Here is a 22,801-nt window from a genome sequence, read left to right as displayed (position 1 = left end):
ACAATCAATCGGAGGCAGACTTGCATAAGTCGAGGGGCTCGGATGCTCGGTAGCAACGAGCACGCAGGAGCGCTGCACCGCGCCGACTGCGCCAAACCGGTCTACTGCTGGGCGATGGCCGCGCGAATCCGGTGGTCGACACGGAGGTCGTGCGCCAGGTGGCCGAAGTACGTCACGCACTCCGGGTGCTGTCGCAGCATCGCCGCCACTGAGCTGGCGGCGTCCCCGCTCAGGGTCGTCCACCAGGAGAAGCCCTCGGCCTGGCCGCTCTGGTCGTCCAGGAGGGGGATCCATTCGAACGCGCCACCGCAGCACGCTTCCAGGAGATCGAGCTCCCTCGCCCGAGCCGCCTCCTCGGCGATACCGGCCAGCCACCTGACGGTGGCGCCGAGTTCCTCGGAACCGTGGGAGACGTCCGAACCGAAAAGTGTCGCCATCGCGGACACGACCTCGACCCCACGAGCGGCGTCGGCCAGCAGATCCGCCATGATCGAGGCGACGGGAACCTTGATCAGCACGTCGAAGTAGAGAGCCGCGTCATCGGGATGCGTAGCGGCCAGCGTCAGGAGGTCCGACCCCGCACCCGTCAACCCGGCGAACAGTTCCCGCTGGAGGTGCTCGCCGCGTAGCGCAACGGGCTCCTCCGGCTCGTCCAGCTCTTGCGCGACGAAATCGAGGAAGGCAGACACCGTGGCCGGACGTCGCTCCGGGTCCCTCTGGGTCGCCTCCCGGACGATCGCACGCCAGGGGCCCGACTTGGGGAGCAACGGAACGTTCACGAGGGGCATCTCGCCCGTGACGGCCCATCCGATGAGCTGTCCCAGGCTGTAGATGTCGGCAGTGGGGCCCACGAGGTGGGCGTCGCTGTAGTGCTCAGGGGCCGCGAAACCCTCGGAGCCGAGGAAGACCCCCACGCGGGTCCGCTGCGGATCGGTCGTCTGTCCCAAGGGCCGCCGCACGATCCCCCAGTCCGCCAGGACCCAGCGGCCGTTCAGACGCAGAACGTTGGCCGGCTTGATGTCCCGGTGGATCCATCCCTCACGGTGCGCCACCGCGAGGACCGAGCAGAGGGACTCCAGCAGCTCCCGCAGGGCCGCATCATCGGAGAACTCTTCCCGGCAGCTCTCGGCGGTGGCCTCCGCGTACGGCATGACGAACCAGGTGTACTTGGGATCGAAGTCCAGGACCGGCATCGCGTGCGGGTTCCCGGTCAGGCTGCGCCCCCATTCGATCTCCCGCTTCATGCGGGCAACTTGACGGCCGGGCGGGTACTTGTCCTTCAGCTTCTTGAGGATGACGACCTTACCGCTGGGCTTGTGCACAGCCTTGAAGACGTCTGCCTGGCCGCCGTCGGCTAGGGGTAGCCGTTCACATCGGTAGTCCTTGCGCTCGCCCGGTCTGGAGGTGCTGACCAGCTCCACCGTTCGCGGCGCGACTAGCGGCTTGCCAGCGATCTCCTCCAGTTGCCCGGCTTCCGAGAAGAGGGTGATCCGGTCGCTCGTGTGGGCGATGGCATCCGCGAGGCTCGTCGAAGCCGGAGAGTTCGCGTCCGCCGGCCGCCGGGGAGCGATGACGTTCCGGAAGACCTCCGCGGGATCGAACCCCTCGGCGAGGTACTGGAGCACCTCGCGCTGGTCTTCGGGAAGCAGCGGCTGGAAGGCGTCGAACTGCGCCCTGTCCGTGATGGTACGGATGGCCTCCAGGGTCTGGCCATCGATGCCCAGCTTTGTGAGGTCGGTGGCGGAGAACCGGGCGAAGAGAGTCGTCGGAGCGTGGGAGGCGGGCCGCGAACTGACCAGCCGCTCCATCGCCGCGATGTCCCGTACCTCCAGGCTTCCCATCGCGGAGTTCACAGAGAAGAGCCGGGTGGCGGCCCACTGCAAGGCCTCGTCGTGCGGCAGCACCTTGAGGAGGAGAAAGGTCTCACTTCCGTCGTCGGGCGCGAGGAGCACGCCCCTCCAGAAGGCCGTGATGCGTATCGTCCTCATCCGCGGATCACGGGCCATGCGCGCAACGGACAACCCCAGCCCCTTGTCCGCGTACAACTCGGCCACCGTCAGCGACTGGAACTTGGTCATCGCCTTGCGAACGCCGGCCCGGACGGGCTTGTCCAGCTGCTCGTAGTCGGTCCAGAAGGTGTGCACGAAGGCGAGCTGCGGCAAGGCTAAGTCTCCTACGCGAGAGGCTGGTTGTCCGGCTCTCCAGCGTATCGGCCGGGCGTCGACCGGAAGTCCAGCCGTTCGCCAGTCCGGCGCCGCCTCCGGGCGCGCGTACTTCCGGCCCTTCCACGCCGCGCCCCGGCCCCGGTGGTGCAGCACCGCCAAGTCCACCGTCATCAGAAGATGGAGGAACCCGGTGAAGGGCGGCAGCGGAGCGAGCCACAAGGGCTGACGATAACAGTGCATCGGCACGTAAGTCCCCGCCGTCACCGCCCACGCGGCACCGCCCGCCCATGCCGCCACCGCATCCCCGCTCCGGACACCGGCTCTGACGGTCGGATGCGCCTCGAACTAGCTTCTATGCAAGAGGAGTTGGGTAAGTACGGGTCGACTGATCCGGCTAACGGCAGCGGAGGACACGTGAGTGGTCCCCTCGATCGGTGAAGTGTGCAGAGTTCCTGGGCTGTTGGCGACGGTGGGTGGGATCTGGGTTCGCCCCGCCCGCCGTGGACTCGCCGTCGGGTGCGGTGCGGTCAGTGCTGGGCTGGGACGCCGAGCTCGTCGAGGAGGCCGCGGACGCGGCGCTCGATGTCGTCGCGGATGGGGCGGACGGCGTCGACGTTCTGGCCGGCGGGGTCGTCGAGGGTCCAGTCGAGGTACCGCTTGCCGGGGAAGACGGGGCAGGCGTCGCCGCAGCCCATGCTGACGACGACGTCGGCAGCGCGGACGACCTCGTCGGTCCAGGGCTTGGCGAACTCGCGGGAGATGTCGATGCCGCGCTCGCTCATCGCGGCGATGGCTGAGGGGTTGACCTCGAAGCCGGGTTCGGAGCCGCCGGACCAGGCGACGGCCTTGTCGCCGGCGAGGTGCTGGAAGAAGCCCATGGCCATCTGGCTGCGGCCGGCGTTGTGGACGCAAAGGAAGAGCACGACGGGCTTGCCGTCGGTGTGGTGGCCTTCGACCTTGGCCAGGGCGCGCAGGCGCTGGCGGGCGAAGCGTTCGGCGATGAGCGGGAGGAAGTTGGGGATGGTGCTGCGGCCGGCGAACTGGTCGTAGCTGGAGTGCAGGAAGCGTTCGATGGTCTCCTGGCCGAAGACTCCGTCGAACTCTCGGCTCAGGTGGGTGGCGGCGGTGCGCAGGGCGAGTTGCTGGTCGATGCTCAGGTTGCGGTGCGGGGTGGGCGCGGTCTCAGTCATCGCTGCCTCCTGGCGGGCGGACGGCGGGAGCCAGCCGGTCGATCCGGTCGGCGAGATCACTCAGGGCGTCGGCGAAGGCGTCGTCGGTGCCGGTGCGGGTGGGGTCGGGTACCGACCAGTGCAGGCGGTCGGGGACCCGGGGGCCGAGCTGTTCGTGAGCGTTGTCGCAGACGGCGACCACGAGGTCGTCCGGGCGCAGCGTCTCGTCGATGTGGGAGGTGCGGGCGTGGGCCAGGGAGAGGCCGTGTTTCCGCGCAGTCACGACGGCGCGGGGGTGGACTCGCTGTGCGGGCTCGGTGCCGGCCGAGGCGGCCGGGACGGTGCTGTGGCGTTTCCAGAGGGCGGCGGCGAGGTGGGAGCGGGCGGAGTTGTGGGTGCAGACGAACACCACGCGAGGTGCCGTCCGTAGAGGTGCGGGCATGGTGTCGGCCAGGGTTTCCACGCGTAGGCGCAGGTAGGTGCGCCGTCGGTCTCCTTCGGAGCGGGATCGCTCGATCAGGCCGACCTGTTCGAGCAGCTTGAGGTGGTGGGCCAGAAGGTTGCTGGGCAGGCCCAACTCCTGACCGAGTTCACCGGGCGAGGCGTCGCCCAGCAACAGCCGGTCGATGATCGCCAGACGCGCGGGTTCCCCCAGCGCCGCGTGCCGCTTCGCTCGCGCCACTACCGATGCAGACCACTCAGCGTTCATTGAGTCAATTTTCATTGAGCTAATGCAGTGTGTCAATGGTCCCGTGAGAGTCAGCGGGCAGTGTCCAGGGTCAGAAGGCGCCGAGCATCCGGCGCTGTACGTCGAGGTGGTGCTCGGTCATCCATGCCTGCGCTGCGACCTGGACCGCGTCCCAGGGGGAGCCGAGCGGCGGGGTGTAGGAGAGGTCGAGTTCGCTGAGGCCGTCCACCGGCATGCCGTGGAAGAGCGCGGCGGCGTACGTGTCCACACGCTTGGAGATCTCCACACCGACCCGTCCGATGAGCTGGGCGCCGAGCAGGAGGCCGCTTTCGGTGTCGCCGGTGACGCGGATCGAGATCGGGGTGGCGCCGGGGTAGTACGCCTTGTGGTCGTCGGGGCGGCTCGCGGTGGTCGCCGGGGTCCAGCTCCGTCCGGCGTCCGTGGCTTCGTGGTCGCGCAGGCCGGTGCGGGCGGCGACGAGGTCGAAGACCTTGACCACCTGGGTGCCGAGGCTGCCCGCGAACCAGCGGCTGCCGCCGAGGGCGTTCTCTCCTGCGATCCGGCCCTGCTTGTGGGCGGTCGTCCCGAGCGGCAGCCAAGTCTTGCCGAGGAGGCGGTGGTGGGTGACGGCGCAGTCTCCGGCCGCGTACACGTCGGGCAGCGAGGTGCGCATGTACTCGTCGACATCGATCGCGCCTTTCATGCCGAGCTGGGCTCCGGCGGTCGCGGCGAGGGTGGTGTCGGGGCGTACGCCGACGACGACCAGGACGAGGTCGGCGCCGCGGGTGAAGGTACGGCCGTCGGGTCCGGTGGCCCGTACGTGAAGGGCGTCACTGGTGGGGTCGCGGGTGATCGCGGAGACCTGGGTGCCGGTGATGACCTCGACGCCGTGGGCTTCGAGCTCGGCGTGGACGAGAGCGCCGAGCTCCAGGTCGACGGTCGGGAGGACCTCGGGCAGGGCCTCGATCTGGGTGACGTGCAGGCCGCGGGTGGTGAGGGCCTCGGCCATCTCCAGGCCGATGTAGCCGGCGCCGATGACGACGGCCGACTTCGGGCGGCGTGCGGCGAGGGTCTGCATGATTCCGAAGGTGTCGCCCATGCTGTGCATGAGGTGGACGCCGTCCTGCGGGCCGAGCGCGTCCGGGCCGTTCAGTCCCTCGATGGGCGGGCGGACGCTGACCGCGCCGGTGCCCACGATCAGCGCGTCGTAGGGCAGTTCCTCGGTGCGGCCCTCGGCGTCGCGCACGGCCAGCCGCTTGCCGGGCACGTCGATGCCGGTGGCGAGGGTGTCGGTGCGTACCTCCATGCCGGTGGCCTTCAGGTCCGCCAGGGTGCGGTGGGCCAGGTCGCTCCAGTGGCCGACCTCGCCGGAGACGTAGTACGGGATGCCGCAGATGGAGAAGTTCGGGTAGGCGTCGGCCACCACCACGGTGACCTCGCTGTCGGGATCCAGCTCGCGGGCGCGCAGGGCCGCGCTGATGCCGGCATCACTCCCGCCGATGGCGACGATGCGTTTGCTGGCCACCGGGGTACCTCCGTCGGAGATCAGAGAAAAGGGGGGCTCGGTGGGGGCGCTGGGGGCGCCCCCACCGGCGTCGCGTGTCAGGCGAGGTGGTCGGCGAGTTCGCGTCCGAGGGCGGCCTTCGGCTTGGCGCCCACGACGGTCTGCACGACTTCGCCGTCCTGGTAGAGGTGCAGCGTCGGGATGGACATCACGCCGTACCGGGCGGCGATGGCCGGGTTCTCGTCGATGTTCAGCTTGACGATCTCGATCTTGTCGCCGTGCTCGGCGGCGATCGCCTCCAGCGAGGGGGCGAGCTGTCGGCACGGGCCGCACCAGGCGGCCCAGAAGTCCACCAGGACCGGCTTGTCGCTGGTGAGGACGTCCTGCTCGAAGGAGTCCTCGGTGACGTTCTTGAGAGTCATGATCTTTCTCCGGGCGTCAGACGGCAGCCGGGACGGGCTCGCCTGCGGTGTCGGTGTCGCTCAGGGCGGCGAGGTATCGCTCGGCGTCGAGGGCCGCCGCGCAGCCGGAGCCGGCGGCGGTGATGGCCTGGCGGTAGGTGTGGTCGACCACGTCACCGGCGCCGAAGACGCCCGCGATGTTGGTACGCGTGGAGGGGGAGGCGACCTTGAGGTAGCCCTCGCCGTCCAGGTCCAGCTGGCCGGTGACCAGGTCGGTGCGCGGGTCGTGGCCGATGGCGACGAAGAGGCCGGTGGCGGGGAGGCGGGAGGTCTCGCCGGTGACGGTGTCGCGCAGGGTGAGCCCGGCGAGTTTGCCGCCGTCCTCGTGGATCTCGGCGACCTCGCTGTTGAAGGCGAAGGAGATCTTCGGGTCAGCGAAGGCGCGGTCCTGCATGGTCTTGGAGGCCCGCAGGGTGTCGCGGCGGTGGACGATCGTCACGGACTTCGCGAAGCGGGAGAGGAAGGTGGCTTCCTCCATCGCCGTGTCGCCGCCGCCGACCACCACGATGTCGTGCTCGCGGAAGAAGAAGCCGTCGCAGGTCGCGCAGTACGACACGCCACGGCCGGAGAGCGCGTCTTCGCCGGGCAGGCCGAGCTTGCGGTGCTGCGAGCCGGTTGCCACGATGACGGCCTTCGCCCGGTGGACCGTACCCGCCGAGTCGGTGACGGTCTTGACTGTGCCGGTGAGGTCGACCTCGACGATGTCGTCGGGGACGAGTTCGGCGCCGAAACGCTCGGCCTGGGCCCGCATGTTGTCCATCAGCTCCGGGCCCATGATGCCGTCGCGGAAGCCGGGGAAGTTCTCCACCTCGGTCGTCTGCACCAGCGCGCCGCCGGCCGTGACCGCGCCCTCGAAGACCAGCGGCTTCAGCGAGGCGCGGGCGGTGTAGAGGGCGGCGGTGTATCCGGCGGGGCCGGAGCCGATGACGATGACGTTGCGTATGTCCGTCGCCGTGTCGCTCATGCCTGGGGCTCCGGCGCGATCTCCTTGATCAGGCCCTCGATCAGCACCTTGATCTCGTCCCGGATCGGACGTACGGCCTCGACGCCCTGGCCCGCCGGGTCCTCCAGGTCCCAGTCCAGGTACCGCTTACCCGGGAAGACGGGGCAGGTGTCGCCGCAGCCCATGGTGATGCAGACGTCCGACTCCTTCACCGCGTCCACGGTGAGCATCTTCGGGACCTCGGCGGAGATGTCGATGCCGACCTCGGCCATGGCCTCGACGGCGGCCGGGTTGACGCCCGCACCCGGGTTGGAGCCGGCGGAGCGGACCTCGACGCGGTCCCCGGCCAGGTGGGTCAGCCACGCGGCGGCCATCTGGGAACGGCCGGCGTTGTGGACACAGACGAACAGCACGGAGGGCTTGTCGGACATCAGAGGTCTCTCTTGTCTCACGGCGACATCAGGCGCGAATGACATCAGCGCCCGGTGGTGTCAGCCACCACTGATATGAAAGTATCAGTCCATGCTGACGTCAGTCGACACTGATCTGATCCGGGTTCTGGCCGACCCGCTCAGGCTCCAGATCGTGACCTTGCTCGCCAAAGAGACGCTGTGCACCACCCACCTGGTGGAGGAGACCGGTGCCAAGCAGACCAACCTCTCCAACCACCTGAAGGTGCTGCGCAAGGCCGGGTTCGTCGAGACGGAGCCGTGCGGCCGGTACATCTACTACCGGCTCAAGCCCGACGTCCTCGCCTCACTCGCCGGCCAGTTCGCCGACCTGGCCGAATCCGCTCGCACCGCCGCCGAGAACAAGAGGGCCTGCCCATGACCGCCGCCGAAGCCGCCCCGACCGCGGAGTCCGCGACACCCGCTCCCGCACCCGCCTCTGTCGGGTCCGCGCCGGGTGCCACCCCGCCGCGCACCCCCCTGGTCGCCCGGGCTGCCGCCGAACTCATAGGCACCGCGGCACTGGTGGCGGTCGTGGTCGGCTCCGGCATCCAGGCCACCGAACTGACCAAGGACGTGGGCCTGCAACTGCTGGCCAACTCCACGGCCACTGTCTTCGGCCTCGGCATCCTGATTCTTCTGCTCGGCCCGGTCTCCGGCGCCCACTTCAACCCGGTCGTCACCCTGGCCGAGTGGTGGACCGCCCGCCGCGGCGGCGCCGGGGTCACCCTGCGCGAGGCGGCTGTCTATCTGCCCGCGCAGATCGTGGGCGCGATCGCCGGTGCGATCCTGGCGGACGCGATGTTCGGCGAGCCGCTCGTGAAGTGGTCCACCCACGACCGGTCGGCGGGGCATCTGCTGCTGGGCGAGGTCGTCGCGACGGCCGGTCTGATCCTGCTGATCTTCGGCCTGGCTCGCACGAACCAGCTGCGCTTCGCGCCGGTCGCGGTCGCCTCCTACATCGGCGCCGCCTACTGGTTCACCTCGTCCACGTCCTTCGCGAATCCGGCGGTGACCATCGGCCGAGCGTTCACCGACACGTTCGCGGGCATCGCCCCCGGCTCGCTTGCGGGGTTCATCGGTATGCAGCTCGTCGGCGGCGTGGTCGGACTGGCGCTGGTCGCGCTCATCTTCATGCCCGGACGATCGGCCGAGTGACCAACAGGACCCAGGTCGTGGTGATCGGCGGCGGCCAGGCCGGACTCGCCGCCGGATACCACCTGCGCCGCCTCGGCCTCGACTTCGTCATCCTCGACGCCCAGACCACACCCGGCGGAGCCTGGCAGCACGGCTGGGACTCGCTCCGGCTGTTCTCCCCGGCCGTGTACTCCTCGCTGCCCGGCCGCCTCATGCCACCGCAGCCCGGTGAGACCTACCCCGACGCACAGCACGTGGTGGACTACCTCGCCGACTACGAGAAGCGGTACGAGCTGCCCATCGAGCGACCCGTGCGCGTCCTCGGCGTCCATCGGGACGGCCAACTCCTGCGTGTGGAAACCGACTCCGGCACCTGGCTCGCCCGCTCGGTAATCAGCGCCACCGGCACCTGGTGGCGACCCTTCCTGCCCGCGGTCCCCGGCCAAGTGGCTTTCAAGGGCCGTCAGTTGCACACGGTGGAGTACCGCAGCCCCGCCGACTTCGCGGGCCAGCGCGTGATCGTGGTGGGCGGCGGCAACTCCGGAGCCCAGATCGCCGCAGACCTCGCCCGTGGCACGGACCTGACCTGGGCCACCCAGCGCCAGCCCCGCTTCCTCGCCGACGACATCGACGGCCGCATCCTGTTCGACGTGGCCACCGCCCGCCGCCGCGCCCTGGATGAGGGGCGTACGGACGTCGGGGGCGTGGCCTCGCTCGGCGACATCGTCGCCGTCCCGCCCGTGCGCGAAGCCCGTGACCGCAGCCTGCTCGCCAGGCGCCCGATGTTCACCCGGCTCAACTCCGGCGGTGTCGAGTGGGCCAATGGAATCCGGGCCGAGGTCGACGCGATCATCTGGTGCACCGGGTTCCGGCCCGCGCTGTCCCACCTGGCCCCGCTCCAACTGCGCGGCCGTCGCGGCCACATCGCCACGACGGGCACCCGCGCGCTCAGTGAACCGCGCCTGCACCTGCTCGGCTACGGCGACTGGACCGGCCCCGCCTCCGCCACCCTCATCGGCGTCGGACGCCCCGCCCGCGAGGCCACCCGCGAGATCGACGACCTGCTCGCGTAGGACCCAGCCGCACGAGCATCAACGGAGCGGCAGCGATCCGCAGTCCTACCGGGCCCATCGGCGAGAACGGCCTCGCGTTGTCAGTGGGGGCGGAGACAATCACATCGCTGGCGGTATGGGGAGGCGCAGGCGTGCATACAGACGATTTCTTCCGCACCAAGCCCGACGACACGGTGGACTGGACCGAGTTTCGGCCCGGCGAGTGGATGTGTCAGCTCTGGGGGCTCGATGTCGAACTGATGGAGTTGCTGCGTTTCGGCCCGCTGCCCGCCGAGCCGGACCTGGATGTGGCCGTGGCCCTGACCCGGTTGCTGCACGAAGACTTGGTCGCCCGGGGTACCAGCCACACCGAACGCATGAACGACGAGGAGGTGGTCCTCGCCGTCAAGGCGCACCGGGCGGTCCTCGGCCGACTGGGGCTGGAGCCTCCGCAGTTGCCGTTCCGGCACCACAGCGGGTTCTACGACTACTGGCGCAAGAACGACATGTCTGGAGGGGGTGGCTGGCAGGCGCGCCGCGACTGCATCGAAGAGCTTCTCGGGCCGACCCGCGAGGCCCTGGAGGAACTTCAGGAGATCGAATACGAGCAACGCTTCAAGAACGGGCCCCGCGGAACCTTCAAGAACCTGATCTTCGCGGCGGTCGGCCCGAAGCCGAAGATCGTGCTCCGGGACGCCGTGAACAACGACGTGGAGATCGTCCAGAACGCCGAGAACTGCCTCGTGTACAGCGACCCGTTGCCGGCGCACGGCCTGACCTGGAGGCAGATGGTCACCTGGTGGGCGACGAACCATATGCCGTCCGCCGATGAGCCCGCCGCTGCTGATGCCCTGTACCGGCGGCTGTACCGCTCCCTGGACTCCCTTCCCGAGCAGACCCTCCTGCGTACCTACTGTGCCCGCTACGCCGAACCCGACGGGTTCGACCTGCCCGCCCTGATCCCTCAGGTCTACCTGCACTACGACCCCTACACCCGCAAGAGCAGCGAGCACAGCGGTGCCCTGTACCGGCAGCGCATGGATTTCCTCCTGCTGGCCCCCGACCGCTCCCGCATCGTCATCGAGGTCGACGGCGCCCACCACTACGGCACCAAGAACCCGCCCGACGAGAACGGCCGCGTCACCTACACCGCCTCGCCCAGGCTGTATTCGGAGATGGCCGCCGAGGACCGCCGCCTGCGGCTGGCCGGCTACGAGATCTACCGCTTCGGCGGCTGGGAACTCACCCGGCCGGACAGCCCGCAGGTCCTCGCCGACTTCTTCACCGAGCTGCTCGACCGCCACAAGAAGCCGACGCCGTAGCGACGGCTGCGAGCGGCTCAGTACCCGGCGGCGCGCATCTCCTCGATGTACTCCATCTGCCAGTCCTCGTAGACACTGAGGTGAGAGGCGTAACCACCCCACAGCAGGTGGGCCAGTTTGTGCAGCTCGTTGACCTGCTCGTAGAAATTCACGTTCTGCTGCACGGGGCGGGCCGCAGCACGGTGGGGGCCGTGGCCGACCACGGCGTAGCGGAAGGTCTCGCCCGTCGCGTCCTCGCTGTCCAGCCAGTTCAGCTGCTTCCAGGACTCCGGGTCGATGCGCTGCTCCGGCTTCGGCAGATCCAGGAGCGCGAGGTATCGGTTGAGGCAGTCCGCCAGCTTCCTGATGTTGTGCGTGCGCAGCCGCTCATCCAGCTTGGCGGGGCTCAGGTCCTCGGGGCCGCTGTAGCCCTCCCGGAGTGCGCAGCGAGCTGCGGTACGGATCAGCCACTTCAGCGTCAGTTCGATGCTGTGCCGGTAGTTGTACAGGATGGGGATGGGCAGCAAGTCGTTCGGGCCGCGGGCGATCCAGTGCCGCGCGGCGATCTCGGCCACATCCAGGTAGCCGTTCGCGATGGCGAGATCATCTTCGCTGTCCCCGCCCCAGATGGCGATCTCGTGATTCGACCACCGGGGTCGGGGCAGGCTCATCCGGTCTTCTGCTTCGTCCACCCGCTCAGGATGACAACCGCTCTGTCCGCCTACTACCGCTTTTCGTGCCTGTGAGATCTGTGCACCGCTTGCCGAGGGTGCTTCCCCAGGGCAGGTGCGCTGCGGGGTCAGGCCACGGCCGGGGCGATGGTCAGCAGTTTGCCCATCGCGGCCAGCACCGACGGCTCGACGCGGTAGTAGACCCAGGTGCCGCGCCGCTCGGAGCTGAGCAGGCCGGCCTCTTTGAGCTTCTTCAGGTGGTGGGAGACGGTCGGCTGGGACACTCCGACGTCGGAGATGTCGCACACGCACGCCTCGCCGCCCTCGTGCGAGGCCACCGCCGAGAACAGCCGCAGGCGCACCGGGTCGCCGAGCGCCTTGAACATCCGCGCGGCCGCCTCGGCCTCGTCGGCCGTGAAGGGACGCTCGGTCAGCGGAGGGCAGCACGGCGCGACGGTCTCGGAGACCTCGGCCTCCAGCAGTGGCAGCACCTTCGTGTTCGACATGCATCTATGTTGACACACATCGAACCAGGCTGGCGAGGGCCTGTCTGCAATCTAGATTCGATGGATGTCTATGTTGACTACCGTCTAATCAGGTGCCACCCTGGACGGGCAAGACATCGACAAACGTCGAAACAAAGGGGAAATCTCGTGAACGCGCCCACCACCGACCAGCTGCCCGTCGTGGTCATCGGAGCCGGACCGAGCGGCCTGGCCGCCGGCGCCCATCTCGTCGAGCGCGGCATCGAACCCCTGGTCCTGGAGACCGGACCAGCCGCAGGCGCCGCTGTACGCGAGTGGTCGCACGTCCGCCTGTTCTCCACCTGGGGCGAGGTCATCGACCCGGCCGCGGAGAAGCTGCTGGCCCCGACCGGCTGGGTCCGCCCCGACGCCTCGACCTACCCGACCGGCGGCGACTGGGCCGAGCGCTACCTCCAGCCGCTCGCCGACGCCCTACGCGACAAGGTCCGCTACGGCGCCACGGTCACCGGCGTGGCCCGCGCCGGACGCGACCGGATCGTCGACGCGGGCCGCGACGAGCAGCCGTTCACCGTGCACGTCCGGTCCGCCGACGGCCACGAGGAGCGGATCACCGCCCGCGCCGTCATCGACGCCTCCGGCACCTGGACCATCCCCAGCCCGATGGGCGCCGACGGCCTGCCCGCCCTCGGCGAGAAGACCGCCGCCGACCACATTGCGTACCGTGTCCCCGACCTGGGCGACCCCGCCGTACGCGCCCGGTACGCGGGCAGGCGCACCGCAGTCGTCGGCTCCGGCGCCTCCGCCTTCACCGCTCTCGCGCTCCTCGCCGACCTCGCGAAGGACGAGGACGGCACGCACGCAGTCTGGATCCTGCGGCGCGGCATCGGCGCGAACACCTACGGCGGCGGCGAGTCCGACCAGCTCCCCGCCCGCGGCGCGCTCGGCCTGCGCGCCAAGGAAGCCGTCGAGGCCGGCCACGCCAGCGCGGTCACCGGCTTCCGCACCGAGACTGTGGAGTCAGACGCCGAGGGCCGACTGGTCCTGATCGCCGAAGGCGGTCGCCGTCTCGACCCGGTCGACGAGGTGATCGTCCTGACCGGCTTCCGCCCGGACCTGTCCTTTCTGTCCGAACTCCGCCTCGGCCTCGACGAGCGGCTCCAGGCCCCGACCACCCTCGCCCCGCTGATCGACCCCAACGTCCACTCCTGCGGCACCGTCTACCCGCACGGCGTCAACGAACTCTCCCACCCGGAACAGGGCGTCTACCTGGTCGGCATGAAGTCCTACGGCCGCGCCCCCACGTTCCTCGCGATGACCGGCTACGAGCAGGTCCGCTCCATCACCGCCGCCCTCGCCGGAGACCAGGAGGCCGCCGAACGCGTCGAACTCACCCTCCCGGAGACCGGCGTGTGCGGCGGCGCGGGCCTGTTCGACGAGCCGGACAACGCCGAGCAGTCCGGCGCCGGTTGCTGCGCGGCCCCCACCACGCTCCAGATCGGCATCGGCGCCCCGGCCACCACCTCCAGTGGTTGCTGACCACCCCACCCACCCAAGGAGGTTCGCCATGTCCCGCGTACAGCTCGCCCTGCGCGTCCCCGACCTCGCCGCGTCCGTCGCCTTCTACACGAAGCTGTTCGGCACCGAGCCCGCCAAACTCCGCGACGGCTACGCCAACTTCGCCATCACCGAGCCCCCGCTCAAGCTCGTCCTCATCGAAGGCACCGCAGGCGAGGCGACCCGCATGGACCACCTCGGCGTCGAGGTCGAGACGGCCGAGGCAGTCCACGCCGCCACCGCCCGCCTGGGCGAGGCCGGCCTGGCCACCGACGTGGAGAACGACACCACCTGCTGCTACGCCCTCCAGGACAAGGTCTGGGTCCACGGCCCCGGCCAGGAACCCTGGGAGGTCTACGTCGTCAAGGCCGACGCCGACTCCCTCGCCAAGCAGCAGGGCAGCACCTGCTGCACCGGCACGGCCGAGGCCGACACCGGCGCTGGCGCTCAGGAACCGGTCGCGGCAGGCGGCTGCTGCTGATCCGCCGATGACCGACCTCCGTGCCAGCGAGGCCGTGACCGGGACGGGGGTCCGGTCACGGCCCCGCGCAGCCCTGCCCGCCCTGTGCGCCACCCAGATCACCAGCTGGGGGATCGTCTACTACGCCTTCCCCGTCCTCAATCCGCAGATCACCGCCGCCACGGGCTGGTCGTCCACCGCCACGACCGGCGCCTTCTCGGGCGCACTTCTGGTCTCCGCTGTCACCGGCATCCCGGTCGGCCGGATCCTCGATCGCCGGGGACCGCGCGCCGTGATGACTACCGGCTCGGTGCTGGCAGTCGCCGCCGTGCTGGCCATCGCCTCCGCGCCCAACCTGATCGCCTTCACTGCCGCCTGGCTCCTGGCGGGCATGGCCATGGCCACCACCTTCTACCAGCCCGCCTTCGCCGCCCTCACCCGCTGGTGGGGAAGCGGCCGCGTCCGCGCGCTTACCATCGTCACCCTCGCCGGCGGCCTGGCCTCCACCGCCTTCGCACCACTGACCGCGACGCTCGCCGAGCACCTGAGCTGGCGCGACACGTACGCCGTACTCGCCCTGGTCCTGGCCCTCGTGACCATCCCCGCCCATGCCCTCGCGCTCCGAGGACCCTGGCCACCCGCCCCAGCGCCACCGCCCCAACAGGCCACCGACAGCGGCTCGGTGACCCGCAGCCGACCGTTCCTGATGCTCGCCACGGCCATGACCTTGAACAGCTTCGCCATGTACGCGGTCGTCATCGCCCTCGTACCCCTGCTGATCACACGCGGCGCCAGCCCCACCGCCGCCGCCTGGGCCCTCGGCCTCGGCGGCCTGGGCCAGACCCTCGGCCGCACCCTGTACGCCACCCTCGCCCGCCGCACCGGCGTCACCACCCGCACCGTCACCCTGATCGGGCTCGGCGGGATCACGACCGCCACGTTCGCGGTGGTCTCCGGCCCGTTCCCCCTGCTCGTGGGGATCGCGATCGCGGCCGGAATGGTGCGGGGCAACCTCACCCTGCTCCAGGCCACCGCCGTCACCGACCGCTGGGGCACCACCCACTACGGGCGCCTGTCCGGGCTGTTGGCCGCACCGGCCACCATCGCCTCCGCCCTGGCTCCGTTCGCGGGAGCCGCGCTGGCCGGACCGCTCGGCGGCTATCCGGGCCTGTTTACGGTCCTCGCTCTGGTCTCCGCCGCAGCAGCGTTGCTCGCGCTGGGGAGCTGAGCTGGCCCTTTCGCGCAGGTCAGTCAGTTGATGGGGGCGGGGAGACGTCTGAGTCGGCCAAAAGACGGTCAAAGAACGTACTCAGGACGTCCTCTGCCTCGGGCTGCATGAGCTCGTAGCCGCCGAACCGGTACACCTCGTAGCCCTTGAGCCGCAAGGCGCGATCCTCCGCGACCATGACGGAGTAGAGGTCCGGCGCCGCCGTCCACGCCTCCTGCCCCGCGGGGGAGGCTTGCTGACGGGCGTAGTGGTGCTTTCCGTCGACCTCGATGACGATCCGGACGCGGTTGGGGAGCAGGAGCAGGAAGTCCATGCGCTCGCGGTTCAACGGGCCTCGCCCGCCCCGCTCGCGCCGCGTGTAGGGGTCGTAGTGCAGGTGCACTTCCGGGATGAGTGCCGGCTGGTCGAGGCCGTCCGGCCGTCCGTAGCGGGAGCAGTAGGTGATGAACAGCTTCTGGGCGGGCGGCGAGGTGGCGGGAAGGGAGGCGAAGAGGCGCTTGTAGAGGGTGTGCCCCAGAGCGGCCGGATCGCTCACGTCCACCTCATCCGCGATGCCGGCGAAAGCGCTGGTGGTTGGCCACCAGCCGAGCATGTTCCGCCAGGTCAGGCCCTGACTGGTGAGGGGCCGGTCGTAGAAGAGCCAGTGCTCGGCATTCGAGGTGATCTCCAGGTAGTTGCCCACCGAGTCATCGAGCACCATCTCCGGCTTGGGGCCGGTCCCGGCGAAGATGAGGTTGCGGAACTCTCCGGAGGCGCCGCGGGGGCCCAGCTGGGCCAGCTCCTTCTCCAGCCGTTCGCTGCCGACCTGCTCAACGACCTTCCGGGCCAGGTCAACCAGTTCGGCGAGCCCGTGGTCCTCCAGGAGCGCCCGAACGTATTTGGCTTTGCCGCCGCCGTTCCAGTCAGTCTGGTTGGGGGCGGCGTCAAGGCCGAGGCGGCGGCACAACCCGGGCAGTTCGGGCCAGGTAGCGGCGCTCTCCAGCACGTCGGTGATCGCGCCGCGTAGCTGTTCCGGCCTAACCGGGGAGTTCATCGTCTCGCCTCGAACGGTTCCTGGGCGCCCGCCGTCGCCCGGGAGGCATTCATGACCTTCGGCAACCTTAACTCCCCGCCCTTTCCGCCTCGTTGGGGACACTTACGGTCGGTGTCCCGCCTGTTGCTACCCAGGGGGCATTCTGCCTAAGCGGGCAGGATGAGGGCGCGGATCCGGACGTCGGCCTCAGGGGTGGTCGGGTGCCGTCGGCACGGTCCGCAGGGGCGAGCGCTTGGCGACCTGTGTGCGCTCGATCGTCATCGAAAATCTATCGGGAAGGGGGAAATCTGAGATCGGTACGAAGGGGGGTGCCGCCCCGCCCCATGACGGGGCGACACCTGGGCGGTCAGCGGTCTTGTGACAGGGCGAGCAGCCTCGCGAAGGTTCCGCCGCTGGCGGCGAGGTCCTCGTAGGTGCCGTGCTCGGTGACCCGGCCCTCCTCCATCACGACGATCTCGTCAGCGATCTTCGTGTTCTCCAGCCGGTGCGTCACCACGATCGTGATCCGGTCCGCCGCCATGGCCTTGAGCGTCTCGAACGCCCGGTGCTCACCTTCCGGGTCGACCTGGGAGGTCGGCTCGTCCATGATCAGCAGCTCCGGAAGCCGGTGCAGACCTCGGGCGCACGCCACCCGCTGCCACTGTCCGCCGGACAGTTCCACCCCGCTGAAGATCTCCCGCGCCAGCAGGGTGTCGAGCTGGTCGGGCAGGTCCTCGACGGCGTCGCGTAGTCCGACAGCGTCGATCGCCTCCCACACCGGCACGTCGCCGCCGGGACGGGGCTGGCCGAGGTTGACGTTCTCCCGCAGCCGGAGCGGCCACTGCGCGAAGACCTGCGGGACCAGACCGGTCAGCGCCCACACGGTGTCCGGGTCCACTGTAGCGAGGTCTGTCCCGTTCCAGGTCACCGTGCCCTTGTCGGCCAGGAGGATCCCGGCGAGCAGGCGGGTCAGGGTGGTCTTGCCGGAGCCGTTGACTCCGACCAGCGCCAGGATCTGCCCGCGCCGCAAAGTCAGCGACACCCCGTCGACGGCCGGCTTGTCCTTGCCCGGGTAGCGGTACGCCGCCTCCTGCACTCGGACCTCGTCGATGGGCGCCTGAACGGTCAACTCGCCGCGGTGCGGGGCCTTTTCCTGGGCCTCGTCGAGAAAGGTGGTCATGTCGCCGAGGTAGAGGCTGGTGTGGAAGACCGCGGCAGCGCTACGGACCAGCTGGGTCAGCGCGCCCAGGGTGGTCCGTACGGCGAAGACCGCGGTCGCGGCGATCGCCACCGCGATCTGGCCGGTGGCCGCCAGCCAGTACAGCGCCGCCCAAGTGGCCACCAGGAACAGCCCTCCGCACGCCGCCGCCCCCAGGTTGATCCGCAGGATCCGGGGAGCCGCAGCCAGCGAGCGTTCATCCGCCTGCTGTGACAGCGTCCGGTACCAGTACAGCAGGTAGCCGGCCATGCTGTTGGCGCGGACCTCGTCGCCGTACTTCGGGCTCGTCGCCCACCAGCGCATCATTCCCCGGGCGTTGCGGTTGGCGATATTCGCGTAGTGGATGTCGTAGTCCACGCGCGCGGTGAGTACCGAGCCGACGCCGGCCGGGAGGACGGCCAGCAGCAGGAACGGCAGCAGCCGCCAGTCCAGCACCGCCAGGACCCCGCACGCCGTGACCAGCTGGATCAGCGAGGACATCAACTGCTGGGCGTCGGCGACCATCACATGGGTGCGGATCACGCCCATCTCGGCGGCCTCCTGCCGGTCGTGGAAGCCATCCTCGCTGTAGGCTGCGGCCTCCACCCGGCACACCGAGGAGACCAGCGTCGTGTCGGCCTCTGTGGTCAGCTTCGGGGTGATCCGCCGGTCACCGTAGGCCGACACTGCACTCGCGATACGGGACAGGGCGGCCATCACCGCGACGAAGATCAGCGCCGGCAGCGCCTGGCGCAGCCGCTCCTGCACCGTGCCGTCCCCGAGGAGCGAGCGCATGACTTTCGATGTGGCGGTCAGCTGTCCGGCCGCCGCCAGGCCGACCGTCACCTGGCAGACCAGCAGCAGGACGACGGCCACCCGGTCGACCGCCCACGACATGCTGGCGATTCTCTTCATTACCGACGGGATCCGGGCGCACAACGCCCTAAACGACACCCCGTCCATGGGGTTGACCGAGTACTGCCCGGTGTACTTGATCTCCGCGGGCGCAGCTGGCGCAACCGTCTTTCCGGCGGCTTCGGGTGAGGGGCGGGAGCCCTGCGCGGGCACGGTGGGCTGTGTCATGACGCGCCCCCGCTCGCCGGCACGGTGAGGGTGGTGTACCGCCGCCCGGCGGTGAAACTCTCCAGGACCTCCCGGGTATAGGGGTGGCAGTCGGGGGGCGGATTACCGGGATCGATCCACAAGATCGCGTCGTGCTTGTCGGGCTCGGCGTTGTGAGCCTCGCCCTGCCAGCGTTGTGAGGTGAACACCGTCCCGATCACCCGTACTCCGTCCGAGTCCTGGTAGTGCATCAGCTGGCAGAACTCCAGGTCCTCGGGCGCGACACGGACACCGGTTTCCTCGACGAGTTCACGCAGAGCGCCCTCGGCCACGAACTCACCGGCCTCCAACTTGCCGCCAACAACTGTGACTTGATTCGGTGAGGTCGTGGACGTTGCGTTGTGCTGCACCGCCAGGACGCGGCCGTCATCGCGTACGAGGAGAACCATGACGTTCACCGGGCTCATGTACAAATCGCTCACGCGGCCAGCACCTCCAACCGGGCCAGCGTCGCCCGCCCGCGCTCGACGATCTCGTGATCTCCGTTGGGTACGCCCCAGGAGATGGCGCTCGCCGCGTCCAGCGCGGACAGGCAGCGCAGCGCCCGTTCCTCCTCGGCGGTAAGTCCGCGGCCGTACCCGTTCCAGAACGCCTGCTCCAAGTCGAGGTGTCCGACCCAGGGGCCGCAGGTGAGGAGGACGACGTCGGCGACCGCGGCGTGCGGGCGGGCGCGTTCAAGGTCCACGGCCCCGAACGTGTTGCCCGCACGGCCAGCATCCAGCAGCCAGTTGCGGGGTTGGAAGTCGCCGTGGATGTATGCGGCGGGCAGTGGTCCGATCCGGCCGAGTTCGGCGGCATGCCACCGAACGGTCCGCCGTTCGGTGGCGCTGATCAGATCCCCGGCCCGTTCCAGGTGCTTGTCGGCGCTGGCGGCGGCCCGGGCGATCTCCGCGGCGGCGTCCTTGCGGTCCTGGACCGACAGATCGCTCGGGCCGCGGTGGAAGCGCCGCAGCCAACTCCCGGCGTGGCGGTGCAGTGCGCGCTCGCCGCCGGGGGCGAGTGAGAGCGACTTCACCGGGCGGCCGGGGACGAGTGAGAGGAGGAGCGCCTGCTGGTGTGCGTCGGCTCCCCTGAGCCAGGGGACGGTGCCCGGTTCCAGACCGGGTGCCACTTCGCGCAGGGCGCGGGTCTCCCGTGCGAAGGACATCGGGTTCGGGGACAGCTTCGCGAAGGCCCGACCGGTGTCGTAAGTCAGTTCCCAAACAAGGGAGTTGGGGCGGTTGTGGGAGACGTTGCGTTCGGACACGGGGCCGACGATGGCCTGGGCCCATTCCCGCAGCGGGGGTGGAATCGGAGTGGTGACGCTCATGCCCCCCACCTCGGTTCCGGGCGTGATGTATCCGCGATGCCGGCCGAAGCGCTGTCGCACATCGTCACCAGGGATCGAGCAGCAGTCGCCCGGACGGCCCCGGGCTGTCCAGGGAAAGGATGGGCGGTGACGAGGGTGGGGTTCATGGAGTCTCCTGAGGTCGACCGGACGAGAGAGCGAGAGCGTGCCGGTGGTCGGCGCGGACCGCGGTTACCAGCACGCATCACCAACAGCGCGGCCCGCAGGCCGGATTGGGGATGACTGATGATGACCGGGACAACGAGCGGGCCACCGCTTTCGAACACGCGTGTTTGAGTCGCGTCCGTGCCGTGCAAATTGCGGGCACGTAGGTCGCACACCCCGGCGTTGCGGGACTGGCGGGACGTCGGCCGTGGCCGAATCGCCGCGAACCGATGCCCCCGTGGCCCACGAGACGCGAGGCGCGACGTCGGACTCCGGCGGCGTCGGCGGGGAGCGCGGTTTGTGTAAAAGGCGGCGGTACGGGCGCCCGTGACCAGAGCGTGCGGTGTTGCCGAACCTCTTCGCCGTGCCTCGTCCCCGTCATGCGGCGGTGCTCAGCATCTGCTCCACCGCGGGGAGGCTGAAGTAGGCGATGACGAGACCATGGTCGGTCACCCGACGTACGTCTTTGGAGGTAATGACCTCGACGCGCAGGAGCGCTCGATTCCAGTCGGGAGTACCGAGGAGCCAGTCGATGCGTTGCGGGGGGCCTTGGTCCGTGCGCCGCAGGCTGGCGGTGGCGGCCAGGGCGTCCTTCTGCTGCAGGACGGTGCCCGCGTGGTGGGCGAAGTCGGTGAAGACCGCTTTGGGGCCGCCGGTGAGGATCTCGCTCGGCTGGGTGTCGGAGACTCGTTTGCCGTCCCGCTCGATGGTGCGGTGCTGGAAGTGAACGGGGTCTTCGACCTGGGCCCAGTCGAGGAGTTCGGTGGTCTCGTCCGCCGTGCGGTGGGGGTAGCTGTTGGCGTCCATGCCGATCAGGGCGGTGCGGCCGTGGTCGGCGAGTGTGGTGAGTCTGCGGGCCTCCGTGGCACGCAGGGAGGGATCGAAGTGGCACAGATGGCCCGATGCCAGCTCGATCGGCTTGGGGCAGCCCCGCACGCGGACCCGCACATGGCAGATCCGTTTCCATGGAAGGTCGTGATCGGTGTGGGCTTCTATTTGGAAGAGGCGGGGATCGACCATCACCCCGGTCGGATTGCGGCTGCGGCCCTCGCTCGGCTCGGCCATGAAGGGGAACAGCCCGCCGAGCGCCTCCGCCTCCGCGAAGAGGTCGCGCTTGCCATGCTCCCAGGCGCCGGTCAGCTCCTGTCGGAACACGATGTGCGGTTTGTATGCGGCCAGGATGCGGTTCGACAGGCCGCCGTCGCCGCGGGCGTTGTGCTCCTTGTTCCAGGACGCCACGCACAGAGTGTCGCTGTTGATTGTCAAGAGAGCTCCTTCGTGCTGGTCCGGGACGGCTATCGGTGCAGCATGGTCGGGGCGGTGGGTGACTCATCCAGCGGGCTCGCCGCGCCGGAGTGCTGATGGCCGGCGGCGGGGGACGGCACGGTGGGCCAGGAGGCGCCGCCGTCGCTCCCGGCGATCTGCTGGCGGATCACTCACGGTGGTGCTCGGCGTCGTGCCAGTGGGGGTCGATTCGTGCCAGCCGCTGCTGCGCAGCGGGTGGGAGTTTCCCCTGCCGGAATTTCTTGCGCTGCTGGTAGAGCCAGGCGTACAGCTCACCGGGGCCACGCACGTTGAGGTGACCATGGGCGGTGCGGAACCGTGCCAGTTCGGCGCAGCGGGTGTCCCAGCGTTCCTGGGCGGGGTCCCAGGGGAAGCCAATGTCGTCGAGCAGCTTCTCGTGCTCGGAGGACAGGGAGCCTTTGCGCCTGGTGCTGCGCTGGCTCCTCAGCCACGAGGCGACCTTGACGCCGTCGACGGTGGTGAGGTCATCGGGGACAGCCCAATGACCGTGTTCGGCGTGAAAGGTCTTGAGCGTGTCGTAGGTGTTGCGCCAGGCGGCGTCTCGTCGGTCGGTGAAGTCGATACCGACCGCCTTCATCAGCCTGATCTGCCACGGTGCGAGCCGCCCGCCGCGGTGAGCGACGCGCTGGTTCTCCAGCCACACGGCCTCCGGATCGCCCGCCGGAAGGCGCAGCAGGCTCCCGCGGCGGTCGTGGACCGTTTTCAGTTCGCTGTAGCGGCGCATCCACCGGTCCTGTGCACCGTCCCAGGGGAAGCCGATCTCGCCCCGGTGATGATCTTCGGGGTGGCCGTCAGGTACAGCCGGCGCGAGGCGGGGATGAAGACGTTGCTGTGGATCATGCCGGATGCCTTGTCCGCCCGGCCTGCACTGCGGTGAGCCTCGTCAGCGATGATCAGGTCCCACATGGGCACGCCGTGCGCATCATGGGCTAAGGCGATCACCGGCAGACTGGCGTAGGTGGCCGCGACCGTGACGCGGCCCGGCCCGGCGGTCAGGCGGGCGAGCTCTTGGGCGCTGGTCGTCACGGCAGCGTGCTGCGCGTGCAGTTCCGGTTGATGATCACGCAGGACGTCCTTGTCGGAGCACACCGCGACCACCCGGCCCAGTCCGGTGTGACCGAGGACGTCCCGCCATTCCCGGAGCGTCTGCGTGATCAGTTCCAGGAAGGGCACGACGATCAGGATGCGGTTGACCGCTGACCGTTCGGCCAGAGCGGCGACCGTGGCCGCCGCGGTTCGTGTCTTCCCGGTGCCGCACGCCATGACGGCGGTGGCACGTTCGGCGTCGCCGCACGCCATGACCAAGGCGTCAACGGCCTCTTGCTGGTGAGGCCACAGAGGGGGGCCAGGCATAGTCAACAACGCTTCCTCTGAAACGGACGATGTTCGAGTGAAGGACACAGAC

The 22,801-nt window shown here is 69.5% G+C and carries 23 protein-coding genes and 1 pseudogene; 7 read left to right on the top strand and 17 right to left on the bottom strand.

Annotated elements, in window-relative coordinates:
* Positions 1-101 precede the first annotated feature (101 nt).
* The 8 genes and pseudogenes from OHB41_RS38120 to OHB41_RS38085 form a co-directional block, all read right to left on the bottom strand.
* Positions 102-2,162 carry a serine/threonine-protein kinase gene (locus OHB41_RS38120; protein ID WP_266703862.1) on the bottom strand — a complete coding sequence of 687 codons (2,061 nt, stop codon included), beginning with the start codon at positions 2,160-2,162 and terminating at the stop codon, positions 102-104.
* 84 nt (positions 2,163-2,246) lie between these two features.
* Positions 2,247-2,492: pseudogene (locus OHB41_RS38115) on the bottom strand (glycosyltransferase); the annotation flags it as partial.
* Between the two features lie 200 nt (positions 2,493-2,692).
* Positions 2,693-3,355 (bottom strand): arsenate reductase ArsC, encoded by a 663-nt coding sequence (locus OHB41_RS38110; RefSeq protein ID WP_323138430.1) that lies wholly within the window; start codon positions 3,353-3,355, stop codon positions 2,693-2,695.
* Entirely contained in the window at positions 3,348-4,043 is a 696-nt protein-coding gene (locus OHB41_RS38105; RefSeq protein ID WP_266703859.1) for an arsenate reductase/protein-tyrosine-phosphatase family protein, read from the bottom strand. The genes OHB41_RS38110 and OHB41_RS38105 overlap by 8 nt, the downstream gene beginning before the upstream one ends.
* Positions 4,044-4,113: 70 nt before the next feature.
* Positions 4,114-5,547, bottom strand: a complete 1,434-nt coding sequence (locus OHB41_RS38100) for an FAD-dependent oxidoreductase (protein ID WP_266703857.1) — start codon at positions 5,545-5,547, stop codon at positions 4,114-4,116.
* Positions 5,548-5,624: 77 nt separating this feature from the next.
* The gene (gene trxA / locus OHB41_RS38095; RefSeq protein ID WP_266703855.1) at positions 5,625-5,948 is read right to left on the bottom strand and encodes a thioredoxin; all 324 of its coding nucleotides are present in this window, start codon (positions 5,946-5,948) and stop codon (positions 5,625-5,627) included.
* A 16-nt stretch (positions 5,949-5,964) separates the two neighbouring features.
* Positions 5,965-6,951, bottom strand: a complete 987-nt coding sequence (trxB, locus tag OHB41_RS38090; RefSeq protein ID WP_266703853.1) for a thioredoxin-disulfide reductase — start codon at positions 6,949-6,951, stop codon at positions 5,965-5,967.
* The gene (locus OHB41_RS38085) at positions 6,948-7,361 is read right to left on the bottom strand and encodes an arsenate reductase ArsC (RefSeq protein WP_266703851.1); all 414 of its coding nucleotides are present in this window, start codon (positions 7,359-7,361) and stop codon (positions 6,948-6,950) included. Before OHB41_RS38085 ends, trxB begins: the two co-directional genes overlap by 4 nt.
* Before the next feature lie 91 nt (positions 7,362-7,452).
* Here OHB41_RS38085 and OHB41_RS38080 point away from each other — a divergent pair, with 91 nt between their 5' ends.
* From OHB41_RS38080 to OHB41_RS38065, 4 genes are all read left to right on the top strand, one after another.
* Entirely contained in the window at positions 7,453-7,761 is a 309-nt protein-coding gene (locus OHB41_RS38080; RefSeq protein ID WP_266703849.1) for an ArsR/SmtB family transcription factor, read from the top strand.
* Entirely contained in the window at positions 7,758-8,537 is a 780-nt protein-coding gene (locus tag OHB41_RS38075; RefSeq protein WP_266703847.1) for an aquaporin, read from the top strand. Before OHB41_RS38080 ends, OHB41_RS38075 begins: the two co-directional genes overlap by 4 nt.
* Positions 8,534-9,589, top strand: a complete 1,056-nt coding sequence (locus OHB41_RS38070) for an ArsO family NAD(P)H-dependent flavin-containing monooxygenase (RefSeq protein WP_266703845.1) — start codon at positions 8,534-8,536, stop codon at positions 9,587-9,589. Before OHB41_RS38075 ends, OHB41_RS38070 begins: the two co-directional genes overlap by 4 nt.
* A 131-nt stretch (positions 9,590-9,720) precedes the next feature.
* Entirely contained in the window at positions 9,721-10,890 is a 1,170-nt protein-coding gene (locus OHB41_RS38065) for a hypothetical protein (protein ID WP_266703843.1), read from the top strand.
* Positions 10,891-10,907: 17 nt separating this feature from the next.
* On the opposite strand, the gene OHB41_RS38060 is transcribed toward OHB41_RS38065, so the two are convergent.
* Positions 10,908-11,561: a hypothetical protein gene (locus OHB41_RS38060; RefSeq protein ID WP_266703841.1), complete on the bottom strand. Its 654-nt coding sequence runs from the start codon at positions 11,559-11,561 to the stop codon at positions 10,908-10,910.
* A gap of 107 nt (positions 11,562-11,668) precedes the next feature.
* Positions 11,669-12,046: an ArsR/SmtB family transcription factor gene (locus OHB41_RS38055; RefSeq protein ID WP_266703839.1), complete on the bottom strand. Its 378-nt coding sequence runs from the start codon at positions 12,044-12,046 to the stop codon at positions 11,669-11,671.
* 147 nt (positions 12,047-12,193) lie between these two features.
* On the opposite strand from OHB41_RS38055, the gene OHB41_RS38050 reads away from it, so the two are divergent.
* Genes OHB41_RS38050 through OHB41_RS38040 form a run of 3 tightly spaced genes read left to right on the top strand, consistent with a single transcriptional unit; the run spans position 12,194 to position 15,267 of the window.
* Positions 12,194-13,561: an NAD(P)-binding domain-containing protein gene (locus OHB41_RS38050; RefSeq protein ID WP_266703837.1), complete on the top strand. Its 1,368-nt coding sequence runs from the start codon at positions 12,194-12,196 to the stop codon at positions 13,559-13,561.
* Between the two features lie 28 nt (positions 13,562-13,589).
* A complete protein-coding gene (locus OHB41_RS38045) occupies positions 13,590-14,060 on the top strand; it encodes an ArsI/CadI family heavy metal resistance metalloenzyme (protein ID WP_266703835.1) in 471 nt (156 codons plus the stop codon).
* Positions 14,061-14,067: 7 nt separating this feature from the next.
* On the top strand, positions 14,068-15,267 hold the full coding sequence (locus OHB41_RS38040) for an MFS transporter (protein ID WP_266703833.1): 1,200 nt from the start codon (positions 14,068-14,070) through the stop codon (positions 15,265-15,267).
* 19 nt (positions 15,268-15,286) lie between these two features.
* Here OHB41_RS38040 and OHB41_RS38035 read toward each other — a convergent pair whose 3' ends face one another.
* The 7 genes from OHB41_RS38035 to OHB41_RS38005 form a co-directional block, all read right to left on the bottom strand.
* On the bottom strand, positions 15,287-16,300 hold the full coding sequence (locus OHB41_RS38035) for a putative endonuclease domain-containing protein (RefSeq protein WP_266703831.1): 1,014 nt from the start codon (positions 16,298-16,300) through the stop codon (positions 15,287-15,289).
* Positions 16,301-16,646: 346 nt separating this feature from the next.
* Positions 16,647-18,440, bottom strand: coding sequence for an ATP-binding cassette domain-containing protein (locus OHB41_RS38030; protein WP_266706452.1), 1,794 nt, complete (start codon positions 18,438-18,440; stop codon positions 16,647-16,649).
* A 116-nt stretch (positions 18,441-18,556) separates the two neighbouring features.
* A complete protein-coding gene (locus OHB41_RS38025; protein WP_266703829.1) occupies positions 18,557-19,021 on the bottom strand; it encodes an NUDIX domain-containing protein in 465 nt (154 codons plus the stop codon).
* Positions 19,018-19,908, bottom strand: coding sequence for a phosphotransferase (locus tag OHB41_RS38020; RefSeq protein ID WP_266703827.1), 891 nt, complete (start codon positions 19,906-19,908; stop codon positions 19,018-19,020). Before OHB41_RS38020 ends, OHB41_RS38025 begins: the two co-directional genes overlap by 4 nt.
* Positions 19,909-20,469: 561 nt before the next feature.
* The gene (locus tag OHB41_RS38015) at positions 20,470-21,357 is read right to left on the bottom strand and encodes an endonuclease/exonuclease/phosphatase family protein (protein WP_266703825.1); all 888 of its coding nucleotides are present in this window, start codon (positions 21,355-21,357) and stop codon (positions 20,470-20,472) included.
* Positions 21,358-21,523: 166 nt separating this feature from the next.
* Positions 21,524-22,120 carry a helicase associated domain-containing protein gene (locus tag OHB41_RS38010; protein ID WP_266703823.1) on the bottom strand — a complete coding sequence of 199 codons (597 nt, stop codon included), beginning with the start codon at positions 22,118-22,120 and terminating at the stop codon, positions 21,524-21,526.
* The gene (locus tag OHB41_RS38005) at positions 22,099-22,749 is read right to left on the bottom strand and encodes a DEAD/DEAH box helicase family protein (protein WP_266703821.1); all 651 of its coding nucleotides are present in this window, start codon (positions 22,747-22,749) and stop codon (positions 22,099-22,101) included. The genes OHB41_RS38010 and OHB41_RS38005 overlap by 22 nt, the downstream gene beginning before the upstream one ends.
* Between the last annotated feature and the right edge of the window lie 52 nt (positions 22,750-22,801).

This window comes from Streptomyces sp. NBC_01571, from assembly GCF_026339875.1.
Taxonomy (GTDB): domain Bacteria; phylum Actinomycetota; class Actinomycetes; order Streptomycetales; family Streptomycetaceae; genus Streptomyces.
This window is presented reverse-complemented; position numbering and strand designations above follow the sequence as displayed.

What these genes read in the sequence shown, in the direction of transcription:
- OHB41_RS38030 (WP_266706452.1), bottom strand. Translation starts at nt 18,440, where the DNA reads ATGGACGGGGTGTCGTTTAGGGCGTTGTGCGCCCGGATCCCGTCGGTA.
- OHB41_RS38055 (WP_266703839.1), bottom strand. Translation starts at nt 12,046, where the DNA reads ATGTCGAACACGAAGGTGCTGCCACTGCTGGAGGCCGAGGTCTCCGAG.
- OHB41_RS38040 (WP_266703833.1), top strand. Translation starts at nt 14,068, where the DNA reads ATGACCGACCTCCGTGCCAGCGAGGCCGTGACCGGGACGGGGGTCCGG.
- OHB41_RS38085 (WP_266703851.1), bottom strand. Translation starts at nt 7,361, where the DNA reads ATGTCCGACAAGCCCTCCGTGCTGTTCGTCTGTGTCCACAACGCCGGC.
- OHB41_RS38045 (WP_266703835.1), top strand. Translation starts at nt 13,590, where the DNA reads ATGTCCCGCGTACAGCTCGCCCTGCGCGTCCCCGACCTCGCCGCGTCC.
- OHB41_RS38010 (WP_266703823.1), bottom strand. Translation starts at nt 22,120, where the DNA reads ATGCGCCGCTACAGCGAACTGAAAACGGTCCACGACCGCCGCGGGAGC.
- OHB41_RS38035 (WP_266703831.1), bottom strand. Translation starts at nt 16,300, where the DNA reads ATGAACTCCCCGGTTAGGCCGGAACAGCTACGCGGCGCGATCACCGAC.
- OHB41_RS38105 (WP_266703859.1), bottom strand. Translation starts at nt 4,043, where the DNA reads ATGAACGCTGAGTGGTCTGCATCGGTAGTGGCGCGAGCGAAGCGGCAC.
- OHB41_RS38080 (WP_266703849.1), top strand. Translation starts at nt 7,453, where the DNA reads ATGCTGACGTCAGTCGACACTGATCTGATCCGGGTTCTGGCCGACCCG.
- OHB41_RS38005 (WP_266703821.1), bottom strand. Translation starts at nt 22,749, where the DNA reads ATGCCTGGCCCCCCTCTGTGGCCTCACCAGCAAGAGGCCGTTGACGCC.
- trxA (WP_266703855.1), bottom strand. Translation starts at nt 5,948, where the DNA reads ATGACTCTCAAGAACGTCACCGAGGACTCCTTCGAGCAGGACGTCCTC.
- trxB (WP_266703853.1), bottom strand. Translation starts at nt 6,951, where the DNA reads ATGAGCGACACGGCGACGGACATACGCAACGTCATCGTCATCGGCTCC.
- OHB41_RS38110 (WP_323138430.1), bottom strand. Translation starts at nt 3,355, where the DNA reads ATGACTGAGACCGCGCCCACCCCGCACCGCAACCTGAGCATCGACCAG.
- OHB41_RS38020 (WP_266703827.1), bottom strand. Translation starts at nt 19,908, where the DNA reads ATGAGCGTCACCACTCCGATTCCACCCCCGCTGCGGGAATGGGCCCAG.
- OHB41_RS38075 (WP_266703847.1), top strand. Translation starts at nt 7,758, where the DNA reads ATGACCGCCGCCGAAGCCGCCCCGACCGCGGAGTCCGCGACACCCGCT.